Below are 13348 nucleotides of genomic sequence, written 5' to 3'. Positions count from 1 at the left end.
CTAATCCGCGCGCTCGTTCGCGGCCTCGACCTCCAGCCGGTGGCGGATCAGCGCGACCGGCTGGTTCTCGCGCAGCCATTGCAACATGTATTCGCGCACCGCGCAGCGCAGGTCCCACGCCTCGCCGATGCTCGCGGCGGTCATCGACAGCCTGAGCGCAATGCTTTCGGGGTGGGCCTCCACCACCAGTGCCGCTGCATCGCGCCGATCCCACAGCGGGTGATCGGCAAGAAAGTCGAGAAACGCCTGCCGGATCGGTGGGACATCGGCGATCGGATCGAGGTTGAGCATCACCACGCCGGTCAGCCGGTCGGCGGAGCGCGACCAGTTCTCGAAGCTTTCCTCGAAGAACTTGCCCGTCGGCACCACCAGCACCCGCTCGTCCCACACGCGGACCACGACGAAGGTCATGCGGATTTCCTCGACCCGGCCCGTCACGCCGTCGACCACGACCATGTCGCCGAGCCGGATCGGTTCGGTCAGCGCCATCTGGATTCCTGCGATCAGCGATTTGAGCGCAGGCTGCGCGGCGGCGCCGATGGCCAGCGCGGCAAGACCCGCCGAGGCCATCAGCGTGACGCCGACCTGCCGCACGCCCGGAATGCTCAGCAGCACCAGCGCGAGGGTGATGACGATGATCAGGCTCGACGCCGTACGGCGAAAAATTTCGATCCGGGTCTTGCGGCTGCGCATATGCATCGGATCGAGCCGGGTCTCCATCCGTCGCTCGTGCGCGATCGATGCGCCGCGCACGAATTCCAGCGCCAGCCAGCCTAGGATGACCGGCGCGACGAATTGCGAAAGCGCGTCCCATACGGGGCGGATCATGGGCAGCCGCTCCGCCGCAGCGGAAATCGCGACGGCGACGGCGAGCCAGCGCGAGGGCGCGCGGACCGCATCGAAGATCGGCTGGCCGTACTTGCCGGGGCCATGCGCCGTCGCCCGCCGGATCATGCCGAAGGCAATCCGGTGCGCGACCAATGCGATCGCGACCGCAATGCCGAGAATGGCGGCGGCCACCAGCACCGAATCGACGGGCACGGACCAAGTGCCCGGATCGAACAGGTCGCTGGCTGAGGAAAGGATCATCGGTAGCGGACTATTGCGCACACGTGCGCGGATCAAGCGGAGGTCGGTCGCTGCTCCGGCTCACACCATCACTCCGGCAGATCGATGCGCGGCGGGAAGGCGATGCTCACGGTGACGCCGCGCGGGCCGAAGGTGCGCTCGATCTCGCCGCCCAGCTGCCGTGCGGCACCGATCATCATCGTGCTGCCGAAGCCGCCCTGCGCCCCCGCATCCTCATCCTCCGGATTGTCGGGGGGCTCGCGATCCTCCTGCCATTCGAGGTTCAGCAGCTCGCCCTGTTGGCGCCAGCGCACGGTCAGGAGGCCGCTATCCTGCCAGCAGCCATATTTGACCGCGTTGGTCGCCAGTTCGTGCAGGACGAGGCCGAGTGGGGTGACCTGCCCCCGACCGATCGCGATATCCTCGCCATCGAGTTCCAGCCGCTTGTCCTCGGAAACGTGCGGCTGGACCGTCGCTTCCACCAGCGCGCGCAACGATGCGCCGCCTTCGCGGACGAGGCGATCCGCCGACGTGCCGGTTCCCTGCGTTACCTCGTGCGCGGTCAGCAGCGCGTGGATCCGCGCGCTGATCCGTTCCTTGTACGCGGCCACGTCGCTCGCTTCGCGCGCGCTCATCTGAATGATTGCCAGCACCATCGCGAACAGGTTCTTGACCCGGTGGTTGAGCTCCTGCGCCAGCAGGTCCGCCCGGTCGCGGGCGACCTTCAGCTCGCGCGCCTGCGCCGCCTCGGTCTCCGCCTGCGCTGCGCGAGCTACGAGGATCGCGCCGAGAACGATCGCGCCGACCAGCAGCAGGAGCAGCAGGCCGAGGATAGGGAAGATGCGGTTCTCGGCGGCCTGGGCTCGGTCGCTCTGCAGGTCCAGCAGGCGGGTCTCGATCGTGGCCAGCCGGTCGATCGCATCCGTCAGCCGCTGCATCGCGTCGAAGCCGTCGCCTTCCAGAATGCGCCGACGCGCGTCGAGAACGTCGCCCTCTTCCAGCAGTCCGATCGTTTCGTCGAGCTCGGTGAATTTGTCGTCGAGCGCTCCGACGATCGCCGAATATTCTGCGCGCTGGGCCTCGCTCGCGTCTGCGCCCAGCTCCGCAGACAAATCCTTGAGCCCGCCTTCGGCAATGGCCCGCGCGCTGCGGTATGGAGCCAGGTAGCGCTGGTCGAGCGTGATGAAATAGCCGCGCTGCGCACTCTCTGCGGACAATGCGGCGCGCTCGATCCGGTCGAGGTCCAGCAGGACTTCGCTGGCCCGCTCGACCTGCGCGCGCTCGGCACGCTCGGCCGCGCCGGTCGACAGCAGCAGCGCCACCGCGCCTAGGATCGCCCCTGCCAGTGCGGCCAGCACCAGCCAGTTGAACCAGCGCCGGATGAAGGCGCGGAAGGGCGCCGGACGAGGGCTCGGTGTTCCCTCAGCCCTCAATGCGCATCGTCCCAGCTCGGTCCGGTGCCGATGTCGATGCCCAGCGGGACCGACAGTTCGACGGCCGGGGTTGCGGCCTCGGCCATCACCCGCTCGATCACCGGGCGGGCCGTCTCGACGAGGCCTTTGGGCAGTTCGAACACCAGTTCGTCGTGCACCTGCAGGAGCATGCGGACGCCATCGGGTGCGCCGGGGTTCAGCCCCGCGTCGGCCAGCGCGGGCCCCATCCGCGCCATCGCGCGCTTGATGATGTCCGCGCTGGTGCCCTGGATCGGCGCGTTGATCGCCGCGCGCTCGCTCCCCTGCCGTTCGGCCTGGTTCTTCGAACCGATCCGCGGGAACCACGTCTTGCGCCCGAACAGCGTCTGCGAATAGCCACGCTCGCGCACGGTCTCCAGCGTGCTGACGATATAGCGCTGGATGCCCGGGAAGCGCGCGAAATAGGTGTCGATCAGGTCCTGCGCCTCGTCCGACTCGATGCCCAGCCGCCCGGCGAGGCCCCAGCGCGAGATGCCGTAGAGGATCGCGAAATTGATCGTCTTGGCCTGGGCGCGCGTATCGCGATCGACTTCGCCGAACATTTCGCGCGCGGTGCGGGCATGGATATCCTCGCCATCGGCGAAGGCTTCCTTCAGCGCGCCCACGTCCGCCATGTGCGCCGCCAGCCGCAACTCGATCTGCGAATAGTCGGCGGCGAGCAGCACGTTGCCCTCTTCCGCGACGAAGGCCTGGCGGATCTCGCGGCCGATTTCGGTCCGGATGGGGATGTTCTGCAGGTTAGGATCGGTGCTGGAGAGCCGCCCGGTCTGCGCCCCGACGAGGCTGTAGGACGTATGCACGCGGCCCGTATTCGGATTGATCGCCTGTTGCAGAGCATCGGTATAGGTCGACTTGAGCTTGGCCAGCTGGCGCCATTCCAGAACCTTGGTGGCAATCGGCGCACCCGTCGCGTCGAGCTTCTCGAGCACCGACTGGTCGGTCGAATATTGGCCGCTCTTGCCTTTCTTGCCGCCCCTGTAGCCCATTTTTTCGAACAGGATCTCGCCCAGCTGCTTGGGGCTGCCGACTGCGAATTCCTGCCCGGCGATCTCGTGGATCTCGCCTTCGAGCCGCGCGATCTCGGTCGCGAAGCGGGTCGACAGGCCGGCAAGGCGGTCGCGATCGACCCGGATGCCGTGACGTTCCATATCCGCCACCACCGGGATCAGCGGGCGGTCGACGCGCTCGTAGATCTTGGTGCCGCCTTCCAGCGCCAGTCGCGGCTTGAGGTGCGCGTGAAGCCGCCAGGTCACGTCGGCATCCTCGGCGGCATATTCGGTCGCCTTGTCCAGTGGCACATGGCCGAAGGGGATCGCCTTTTTCCCCGTGCCGCAGATTTCCTTGAAGGTCAGGCAGGTATGGCCGAGGTGGCGCTGTGCCAGCTCGTCCATCCCGTGACCGCCGCCGATCCCGTCCTGCGAGCGGCCCGCGTCGAGCGCGAAGCTGATGATCATGGTATCGTCGATCGGTCCCAGCGCGATGCCGTTGCGGGCCAGCACATTGACGTCGTACTTCACGTTCTGACCGATCTTTAGCACCGCATCGCTTTCAAGCAGCGGCTTCAGCGCCCCGAGCGCGGTGTCCATCGGGATTTGTTCGGGCTTCTCGGCAAACATGTCGTCGCTGCCCTCGCCAACGCTGAGATGGGCGAGCGGGATGTAGCACGCCTCGTTCGGCCCGGTGGCGAGGCTGATGCCGACCAGGTCGCAAACCATGCAGTCGAGATCGCTGGTCTCGGTATCGACTGCCACCAGCCGTGCCTTGAAGGCCCTCTCGATCCAGTGCTCCAGCCTCTCGATCGTCCGGACACATTCGTAGGTGCTGCGGTCCACCGCGGGCATGTCTGGCAGGGGCTGGCGATTGCCCTGAGGCGCATGTGCCTCACCCTTGTGCTGGGGCTTTGCGGGATGAAGCTGCGTCTTGGGGCCCGGTCCGCCGTTACCCCCTTCCAGCCGCCGCAGCAGACTGGTGAAGCCATGATCGGTGAGGAATGCGGCGAGCGGCTCGGGCGGGATCGAGGACAGTTTCATATCCTCGATTGCGATCGGCAGCCCGCAGTCTTCCTTCAGCGTCACGAGAACACGGCTGAGCTGGGCATCGCCGCGATGCTCGATCAGGCGCTCCTTCAGCTTGGACTTCTTCATCTCCGCCGCCGCGTCGAGTGCGGCGGTAAGCGATCCGTGGTCCTGGATCAGCTTGGTCGCGGTTTTCGGCCCGACACCGTAGATGCCGGGAATATTGTCGACCGAATCGCCCATCAGGGCGAGCACGTCGCCCACCAGCTCGGGTGGGACGCCGAACTTTTCCTCGACCTCCGCCGGCCCGATCCGCGCGTTCTTCATGGTGTCGAGCATGTCGATGCAGCCGCCCGTCTCGACGCCGTCCTCGACCTCGTCATCGGCGCATTGGCCGATCAGCTGCATCAGGTCCTTGTCGGAGGACACGATGGTCACGTCCCAGCCCTTGCGGGTCGCCGCGCGGGCATAGGAGGCGATCATGTCGTCGGCCTCGACATCGGGTTCCTCGATCAGAGGCAGGCTGAAGGCACGGGTCGCGTCGCGGATCAGCGGAAACTGCGGAACCAGATCCTCTGGCGGGTCTGGTCGGTTGGCCTTGTACTGGTCGTAAATCTCGTTGCGGAAGCTGTAGCTCGACTTGTCGAGCACCACGGCGAGGTGCGTCGGTCCGGCGGCCTTGTCGAGGTCCTCGGCCAGCTTCCACAGCATGGTGGTGTAGCCGTAAACCGCGCCGACTGGCGTTCCTTGCGGATTGGTCAGCGGGGGCAGGCGATGGTATGCGCGAAAAATGTAGGCGGAACCATCGACGAGGTAGAGATGCTGCTTATCGGCCATAGTTTCTGCTAGCAGCGCCGCGATGGCCCGTCAGCCTGCTTGTCCGCAGAAAAAAGGCAGCAAAAAGGCAAAAAGATGTCATCCCGCCCAATTTGGCCTTGCCATGCCATATTCCTGCCATTATCTAGGGACTCGTGAAGCATCCCACAGGTGGGGGTTTCATCCCGCCGCACCTGGTTGCGGTAGGACAAATTCGAAAAGGGATCAAAATCATGCGCAAGATCATTCTCGCTTCGGCAATCGCCGTTTCCGCTCTGGGCCTCGCCGCTTGCTCGGAAACCACCGAAGAAAACGCTGAAGACACCGTCGAAGGCGCCGCAGCCGACACCGAAGCCAACCTCGACGCCATGGGCGACGAAATGGAAGAAGCCGCTGCGGACACCGAAGCCGCTGCCGAAGACGCGACCGCCGAAGCCGAAGAAGAAGCTACCGAAGCGGAAGCCGACATCGAAGGCGAAACCGAAGCCGAAGCCGCTGCCGACTAAGGCACGCTTCCTTCGGGACAAAAAGAAGGGCGGTGCCATCATGGCGCCGCCCTTTTTTCATCCCGGCTGCGCCCGCAACGGAGCGCTGCAGTCGGGCAAGCTTACTGCTGCCCGCCGCCGTAGCTCGCGGTGGCATACACACGCCCATCGTCGATCCGGCCGTCATTGACCGCGCGCTGGCCGAAACCGCGATAGAGCGCGCCGGTGATCGATGCGATCCGTTCGTCTCGCGAGGCACGCGCGGCGAGCTTCTGCGAGCGGTTGCCGTTTTCGACCGCCATCGACGGGCTCTGCCCGGTCACATAGATCGCGGCGGCGATCGGGCGGCCGTCGGGCGTGTAGAAAATGCCGATATCGCTTGCCGTGCGGCTGAGCGTGCCGGTCTTGTGCGCGAGGTTCGCGCTCATCGGAAGGGCCGAGGTCATGCGCCGCTTGCCCGTCACCGTGGCCGACATGGCATTCATGAGCACCTGGCGCGAATAGCTGCTGTGCCACTTGCCCTGGTAGATCCCGGCAAGAAGCTGGCCCATGGCACGCGGGCTCGCACTGTCTTCGAAGGCGATCTGGCTGGCGGGATCGATCCGCCCGTCCTCGCGCACCAGCGTTGCGATATCGCGGGTCAACTCGAATTCGGAAATGCCGGCGGTGTTGCGCATCCAGGCGTTGACCGCCTGCGGCCCGCCGACGGCATAGAGCAGCGCGTCGGTGCAGTCGTTGCAGCTGCGGCTGATCATGAGGTCGAGATGTTCGCGCGCGGAGATATATTTCCCACGGCCGGGCAGTTCGAACTCGCTCGTGAGGCTCCAGCGACCCTGGTCGACGCCTGCAAGGAAGGTCGCGGCGATGGCGACCTTGCTGGTGCTGGCCATGGGGAAGCGCTGGTCGGCGAGGATTCCGACTTCCTGCCCGGTGACGAGGTCGATGGCATAGACGCCGATGCGCCCGTCCGACCCATCGGCCAGGTTGGCGATCTGACGCTCGAACGCCGAATCATAAACGGCCTCGAAACTTTGCGGAGCACGCACTTCGGTACCCAGCATCCGGTCGAACTGCGCTTCGAGCGAAACAGCCTGCGCTGCAGCCGGAGTCTGGGGAAGCGCGGCTGCGGCCAGCGCGAGTGCGAATGTCGACCCGAATTTCTTAAACATGTGCCCGTCCATAGTCCGTGTCTCGTGATCGCAGCATTAATGCGCGACCTTAACAAGGTCTCAACACAAAACGGCCGTCTGCACGAGTTTGGCACGACCGGCCTTGTAAAACCTGCGACGGACCGATGGACGGGCCGCTTCAATTGTCAGCTTCCGGCGATGACTTTGGCAATTTTTTCCAGAGGTTCGCCGGTGACCGTCTTGTCTATTTCGCCCACCAGGGCCTTCTCAAGCTCGCTGTGATAGTGCCTGCGCATCTCGCCCAGCGTCTTGGGATCGGCGAGCACGAGCAACTGCGAGACATCGCCCGAGATGGCCTTGGCGTTCAGCCACTCCGCCACGGCAGCGCCGTGAGCGAGCTCGTCGAGGTCGGTCGCGCCGGTCCGCTGGCTCACATCGTCCTGGTGGCGCACGCCCGCGCTGTAATTGCTCGCTTCCAGATCGGGCTGCTCCACCATTTCCAGCGTCGGCTCGAAAATCTGGCCGGTGTTCTTCAGCAGCATGAAGCGGTTGCCGTCGACGACGGCGACATGGGCGTTGTGGGGTAATTTCATAGATTGTCTCTCCTTCGTGTTTTCAATCCGCGAGTGGCTGTTTCGTTGCGAGAAACGCTCGGAAAAACGCCCTCTTCCCCTGCGGGACAAACTTTGTAAGGTCCCTGCCAAACAGGAGACCGCCTAAGATGACCATCCGGACCCTCGCCGCCGCAGCCAGCCTTCTTGCCGTCGCATCGCCATTGGCCGCGCAGGACGCGCCGATCATCCAGCCTGGCGCACCGGGGGCCGAAAACCGGACCCTGAAGGCCGAGGATGCGACCAAGCTGGCGGCAACGACCTTCACGCAGGCCGATGCACGTTTCATGCGGATGATGATCCCGCACCATGCGCAGGCCACCGAGATGACGCAGCTGGTCGAAGAGCGGACCAACAACGAAGATATCGTCGCGATCGCCGGCCGGATCGATGCCGGCCAGGCCGACGAGATCCAGTTCATGCGGGACTGGCTGACCTCGCGCGGGCAACCGCTCGGTATGGAGCATATGGCTGGCTTGAGCCACGCGGAGCACATGGCCTCGATGGGCATGGCGACGTCCGAGCAGATGGCGCGGCTCGCATCGCTCAATAGCACCGAATTCGACGCGCTGTTCCTCGAACTGATGATCCGGCACCACCAGGGCGCGACCGACATGGTCGACGACCTGCTGCGCGAGCCGGGCACCGCCTACGACCCGGTGCTGTTCGAGTTCGTCAACGACATCAAGACCGAGCAGCAGGGCGAGATCGACCGGATGAATGCGATCGCCGCCACGCTCTCCGCCGATCCGCGTGCCGGCCTCGCCGCCGGTTTCCGCGATGCGGGCGAGGCGATCAGCAACTTGCGCCTCGTCACAGCGATGCCCAAGCCGACCGGCTTCTTCGACCCCGCCAACCCGGCGCAGCTTCAGCCGCGGATCGAGGAGGAGACGCCCGAGGACGAGGAAGGCGAAGCGGTCAACAGCGAGGAAGAGCCCGAACTGGTCAGCACCGCCGCGCCCGATCCGCGTGATGAAGACGAGGAAAGCGAGGATCGCTTCGGTCAGCGCGGCTCGCTGCTGAGCTTCGCGCAGACCGACATGGCCTTCTCCGACGATATTCTGGTGACCGGCAATTATCACGGCTGGAACGCCTATCGCCTAGGCGACGACGGAGTGCCGCAGCTCGTCACTTCGGTCGTGTGTCCGGGCGGGCAGGGCGACGTCTCGATCGTCGGCGACATTCTGGTGATGAGCGTGCAGGACAGCCGCGCGCGCATCGATTGCGGGCTCGAAGGGGTCGAGGGCCGGGTGAGCGAAGACCGCTTCCGGGGTCTGCGCATCTTCGACATTTCGGATCTCACCAACCCGCGCCAGGTGGGCCAGGTGCAGACCTGCCGGGGCAGCCATACGCATTCGGTCGTCGATGCCGACGAGACCCGCATCGTGGTGTACAATTCGGGCACCAGCTACGTGCGCGACGATGCCGAACTCGAAGGCTGCTTCGATACCGCAGGCGACGAGACCGCGCTGTTCAGCATCGACGTCATCGAAATTCCGCTGGCCAATCCGGCGGCCTCGCGGATCGTCGACAGCCCGCGCATCTTCGCCAGCGATGGACAGATTGCCGGCCTGTGGCGCGGCGGCGACCACGGCGACGGCACGCAGGAAACCTCTGTCACCAACCAGTGCCACGACATCACCGTGTTCCCCTCCCTCAACCTCGCGGCGGGCGCGTGCTCAGGCAACGGCATCATCCTCGACATTTCGGACCCGATGAAGCCGACCCGCGTCGACGACGTGACCGACCAGGGTTTCGCCTACTGGCACTCGGCCACCTTCAACAACGACGGCACCAAGGTGCTGTTCACCGATGAATGGGGCGGAGGTGGCCGCCCGCGCTGCCTCGCCGGCGATCCGATGGATTGGGGTGCCAATGCGATCTACTCGCTCGAGAATGGCGAGCTGACCTACGAGAGCCACTTCAAGATCCCCGGCGTCCAGTCCGACAAGGAGAACTGCGTCGCGCACAACGGCTCCATCATCCCCGTGCCGGGGCGCGATATCTTCGTGCAGGCCTGGTATCAGGGCGGCATCAGCGTGATCGACTTCACCGATTCCGACAATCCTGTCGAGATCGCATACTTCGACCGCGGCCCGGTGGACGAGGACCAGTTGATCACCGGCGGCTACTGGAGTGCCTACTGGTACAAGGGCCGCATCTATGCGACCGAGATCGCGCGCGGGCTCGACGTGTTCGCGCTCGAACCCAGCGAATTCCTCACCGCAGAGGAAATCGCGGCGGCCGAGGCGGCGCAGTATCCGGGCGATGTGTTCAATCCGCAAACGCAGACGCAGGTGACCTGGCCGGCAGATGTGATCGCTGCGGTGGAGGCGAGCCGCAAGGGGGGCTAGGCAAGGGGGCGCGCGGCGGCGATCCATGCGATCGCCGCCGCGATCTGCGCCGCCTGCGGATGGTCGTCGCGAGAGACCGCCCACAACGCGGGCGCCGCCAAGCTCGTCTCCCCGATGCGTACAAGCTCACCTCGTGCGAGCCGGTCGGCAATCAGGCATTCGGACAGCAAGGCCGCCCCCATTGCGGATAGCGCGGCCCCGACGGCGTGACTCTCTTCGCTGAACGATGCCACGATGTTCAAATCGCGGTTCGCCTGACCGGACTGCGCGAAATAGCCTGACCAATCGAGCGATTCGCGGTTTTGCGAGGTCCAGCGATACTGGATCAGCGGCAGGTCGATCGGACCCTCCGCATTTCCCCTATTGGGATACTCTTCCAAGAGGCCGGGCGCGGCCACCGCGATCAGACGATCGTCGAACAGGTGGCGCCACAGTCCCTTATGACCTCGGTCGAATTGCGAGCGCAGGGCGAGATCGATCTCGCCCGTATCGAGATCGACCGGGCGATTTTCGGCATCAATATGCACATCCACACCCAACTCTTGCGAGAGCTGGGTGAGCCGCGGCGTCAGCCATTCGGCGGCGAAGGCCATCGTGGTGGAGATGGTAAGCGTGCGCCGGGCCGTCGCGCGGCCCTGCTCGACCGCATTCGCCATCCGGTCGAAGGCGGCGCGGATCTCCGGATACAGCGCTTCGCCCTCTGCGGTCAGCCGCATCGGCCGGGGGCGACGGATGAAGAGCGGCCCGCCCAGGATCGCTTCGAGCTTGCGGATTTGGTGGCTTATCGCGGTGGGATCGACGCCCAGCTCCGCGGCCGCGTGCCCGAAGTGAAGGTGACGGGCCGCCGCTTCGAAGGCGCGCAACGCATGGAGTGGCGGAAGCTTTCTCATGATGAGTCTGGCTCATCCACTGCCTGAGGAAACGCCCTTCGCCAAGGGCTGCGTCCATTTCTAGCTGCGATCCCAACCGAAACGCGGAAAAGGACGAACCCTATGTTAACCCTCTTGAAGATCGACGCGAGCGCGCAACTCGAAGACCGCTCGCTAACTCGCCAACTCACAACCTTGTTCGCCGACACCTTGCGCGAAGAAGCCTCTCAGGTTCGTATGATCGCGCGGGACGTGGGGCGCGCGCCGCCGCCCTTCGTAGACCATCGTTTCATCCACGCTGCCTTCACCCCGGCAGAGCAGCGCGAGCCGTGGATGACCGGGGTGCTAAAGCCCTCGGACGCGCTGATCGACGAAGTGCTCGCCGCCGACATCATCGTAATGGGCGCGCCGATGTACAATTACGGCATGCCCGCCGCGCTGAAAGCGTGGTTCGATCAGGTGGCGCGGATTGGCCGGACCTTCTCCTTCGATCTCGACCGGGGAGACTTTCCGATAGAGCCGATGCTGTCGGGCAAGAAGCTGGTGGTGCTCTCGTCCAGAGGGGAGTTCGGCTTCGCCGAAGGCGGGGTTCGTGCAGACAGCAATATGCTGGACCCGGCCATTGCGGCGTGCGCGCATTATCTCGGCGTCGCCCGCGATGGCATCCAAACCGTCGCGATCGAATACCAGGAGTTCAAGGACGAACGCCATCGAAAGTCGGTCGAGACAGCGCGAGAGCGGACGGTCGAGATCGCGCGGCATCTCGCCGGATAGCGGCACAAAAAAGCCCCGCCGGATCGCTCCGACGGGGCCTTTTCTTTGCCGTAACGGCAGGCGTGGTTGGGGGAGGGCTTAGAAGCCCATGCCGCCCATGCCGCCGCCCATGCCGCCCATGTCGGGCATGCCGCCGCCGTTCTTGTCTTCCGGCACTTCGCTCACCGCCGCTTCGGTGGTGATCAGCAGGCCGGCAACCGAAGCCGCATCCTGCAGCGCGGTGCGCACGACCTTGGTCGGGTCGATCACGCCGGCCTTCACGAGGTTCTCGTAAGTGTCGGTCGCGGCGTTGAAGCCCATCGACTCGTCGCCTTCGCGCAGCAGGTTGCCCGAGACCACCGCACCGTCATGGCCGGCATTGGTCGCGATCTGGCGGATCGGGGCGAGGATCGCCTTGCGCACGATGTCGATACCGCGGGTCTGGTCGTCGTTCTCGCCCTTCAGGCCGTCGAGGGCCTTGGTGGCGTAGAGCAGCGCGGTACCGCCGCCCGGGACGATGCCTTCTTCGACCGCGGCGCGGGTTGCGTGCAGCGCGTCGTCGACGCGGTCCTTACGCTCCTTCACCTCGACTTCGGTGGCACCGCCGACCTTGATCACGGCGACGCCGCCCGCGAGCTTGGCGAGACGTTCCTGCAGCTTTTCCTTGTCGTAGTCGCTGCTGGTGTTGTCGATCTGCGTGCGGATTTCGTTGACGCGGGCCTGGATGTCGCCCTCGTCACCGGCACCGTCGACGATCGTGGTGTTGTCCTTGTCGATGGTGACGCGCTTGGCCTGGCCGAGCATGTTCAGCGTGACGTTCTCGAGCTTGATGCCGAGATCTTCGCTGACCATTTCGCCCTTGGTCAGGATCGCGATGTCCTGCAGCATCGCCTTGCGACGATCGCCGAAACCGGGAGCCTTGACCGCTGCGACCTTCAGGCCGCCGCGCAGCTTGTTGACCACCAGCGTGGCCAGCGCCTCGCCTTCGATGTCTTCCGCGATGATGAGGAGCGGACGGCCCGACTGAACGGCTGCTTCGAGGATCGGCAGCATCGCCTGCAGGTTCGACAGCTTCTTCTCGAAGATCAGGATGTAGGGATCATCCAGCTCGACGATCATCTTGTCGGGGTTGGTGATGAAGTAGGGCGACAGGTAGCCGCGGTCGAACTGCATGCCTTCGACGGTCTCGAGCTCGAATTCGAGGCCCTTCGATTCGTCGACGGTGATGACGCCTTCCTTGCCGACCTTTTCCATCGCTTCGGCGATCTTCTCGCCGACTTCGCGATCGCCATTGGCGGAGATCACGCCGACCTGGGCGATTTCGCTGGTGCCCGACACGTCCTTCGAACGGCCCTTGAGGTCTTCGACGACCTTGGTCACGGCGAGGTCGATGCCGCGCTTGAGGTCCATCGGGTTCATGCCCGCTGCGACCGACTTCATGCCTTCCTTGACGATCGACTGCGCCAGCACGGTCGCGGTCGTGGTGCCGTCACCGGCGGCGTCGTTCGCCTTCGATGCGACTTCCTTGATCATCTGCGCGCCCATGTTCTCGAACTTGTCCTTCAGTTCGATTTCCTTGGCGACGGTGACGCCGTCCTTGGTGATGCGGGGAGCGCCGAAGCTCTTGTCGATCACGACGTTGCGGCCCTTGGGGCCCAGCGTGACCTTGACGGCGTTTGCGAGCGTGTCGACGCCGCGCAGGATGCCTTCGCGTGCTTCGCGACCGAACTTTACGTCCTTGGCTGCCATGTGAGTTTCTCCTGAGAAATTGGGTT

Annotated in this window: 10 protein-coding genes; 3 read left to right on the top strand and 7 right to left on the bottom strand. The window is 65.0% G+C overall.

Features of this window, described 5'->3' with window-relative positions; genetic code table 11:
• The 3 genes from DL238_RS02075 to polA all read right to left on the bottom strand — a co-directional run bounded on the left by DL238_RS02075 (position 1) and on the right by polA (position 5392).
• Positions 1-1089, bottom strand: a complete 1089-nt coding sequence (locus DL238_RS02075; RefSeq protein WP_115490739.1) for a mechanosensitive ion channel family protein — start codon at positions 1087-1089, stop codon at positions 1-3.
• A gap of 68 nt (positions 1090-1157) precedes the next feature.
• On the bottom strand, positions 1158-2501 hold the full coding sequence (locus tag DL238_RS02070) for a sensor histidine kinase (protein WP_115490738.1): 1344 nt from the start codon (positions 2499-2501) through the stop codon (positions 1158-1160).
• On the bottom strand, positions 2498-5392 hold the full coding sequence (gene polA / locus DL238_RS02065; protein WP_115490737.1) for a DNA polymerase I: 2895 nt from the start codon (positions 5390-5392) through the stop codon (positions 2498-2500). The genes DL238_RS02070 and polA overlap by 4 nt, the downstream gene beginning before the upstream one ends.
• Before the next feature lie 212 nt (positions 5393-5604).
• Here polA and DL238_RS15990 point away from each other — a divergent pair, with 212 nt between their 5' ends.
• Positions 5605-5877: a hypothetical protein gene (locus DL238_RS15990; protein WP_181883925.1), complete on the top strand. Its 273-nt coding sequence runs from the start codon at positions 5605-5607 to the stop codon at positions 5875-5877.
• Between the two features lie 101 nt (positions 5878-5978).
• On the opposite strand, the gene DL238_RS02050 is transcribed toward DL238_RS15990, so the two are convergent.
• Entirely contained in the window at positions 5979-7025 is a 1047-nt protein-coding gene (locus DL238_RS02050) for a serine hydrolase (protein ID WP_234030924.1), read from the bottom strand.
• A 146-nt stretch (positions 7026-7171) separates the two neighbouring features.
• Complete coding sequence (locus DL238_RS02045) at positions 7172-7579, bottom strand: baeRF12 domain-containing protein (RefSeq protein ID WP_115490735.1); 408 nt, start codon at positions 7577-7579, stop codon at positions 7172-7174.
• 128 nt (positions 7580-7707) lie between these two features.
• On the opposite strand from DL238_RS02045, the gene DL238_RS02040 reads away from it, so the two are divergent.
• Positions 7708-9951: a DUF305 domain-containing protein gene (locus tag DL238_RS02040; protein WP_115490734.1), complete on the top strand. Its 2244-nt coding sequence runs from the start codon at positions 7708-7710 to the stop codon at positions 9949-9951.
• Here the strand turns inward: DL238_RS02040 and DL238_RS02035 are convergent.
• Complete coding sequence (locus DL238_RS02035; RefSeq protein WP_115490733.1) at positions 9948-10841, bottom strand: LysR substrate-binding domain-containing protein; 894 nt, start codon at positions 10839-10841, stop codon at positions 9948-9950. The genes DL238_RS02040 and DL238_RS02035 overlap by 4 nt on opposite strands.
• Before the next feature lie 102 nt (positions 10842-10943).
• Between DL238_RS02035 and DL238_RS02030 the strand changes: the two genes are divergently transcribed.
• Positions 10944-11594 carry an FMN-dependent NADH-azoreductase gene (locus DL238_RS02030; RefSeq protein WP_115490732.1) on the top strand — a complete coding sequence of 217 codons (651 nt, stop codon included), beginning with the start codon at positions 10944-10946 and terminating at the stop codon, positions 11592-11594.
• Between the two features lie 78 nt (positions 11595-11672).
• Here the strand turns inward: DL238_RS02030 and groL are convergent, their stop codons facing one another.
• Positions 11673-13322, bottom strand: coding sequence for a chaperonin GroEL (groL, locus tag DL238_RS02025; protein WP_115490731.1), 1650 nt, complete (start codon positions 13320-13322; stop codon positions 11673-11675).
• Between the last annotated feature and the right edge of the window lie 26 nt (positions 13323-13348).

The sequence above is a fragment of the Alteriqipengyuania lutimaris genome (genome assembly GCF_003363135.1).
GTDB classification, from domain to species: domain Bacteria; phylum Pseudomonadota; class Alphaproteobacteria; order Sphingomonadales; family Sphingomonadaceae; genus Alteriqipengyuania; species Alteriqipengyuania lutimaris.
This window is presented reverse-complemented; position numbering and strand designations above follow the sequence as displayed.

Excerpts from the sequence above, each read along its gene's own strand:
- DL238_RS02075 (WP_115490739.1), bottom strand. The coding sequence starts at position 1,089 with ATGATCCTTTCCTCAGCCAGCGACCTGTTCGATCCGGGCACTTGGTCC.
- polA (WP_115490737.1), bottom strand. The coding sequence starts at position 5,392 with ATGGCCGATAAGCAGCATCTCTACCTCGTCGATGGTTCCGCCTACATT.
- DL238_RS15990 (WP_181883925.1), top strand. The coding sequence starts at position 5,605 with ATGCGCAAGATCATTCTCGCTTCGGCAATCGCCGTTTCCGCTCTGGGC.
- DL238_RS02050 (WP_234030924.1), bottom strand. The coding sequence starts at position 7,025 with ATGTTTAAGAAATTCGGGTCGACATTCGCACTCGCGCTGGCCGCAGCC.
- DL238_RS02045 (WP_115490735.1), bottom strand. The coding sequence starts at position 7,579 with ATGAAATTACCCCACAACGCCCATGTCGCCGTCGTCGACGGCAACCGC.
- DL238_RS02040 (WP_115490734.1), top strand. The coding sequence starts at position 7,708 with ATGACCATCCGGACCCTCGCCGCCGCAGCCAGCCTTCTTGCCGTCGCA.
- DL238_RS02035 (WP_115490733.1), bottom strand. The coding sequence starts at position 10,841 with ATGAGAAAGCTTCCGCCACTCCATGCGTTGCGCGCCTTCGAAGCGGCG.
- DL238_RS02030 (WP_115490732.1), top strand. The coding sequence starts at position 10,944 with ATGTTAACCCTCTTGAAGATCGACGCGAGCGCGCAACTCGAAGACCGC.
- groL (WP_115490731.1), bottom strand. The coding sequence starts at position 13,322 with ATGGCAGCCAAGGACGTAAAGTTCGGTCGCGAAGCACGCGAAGGCATC.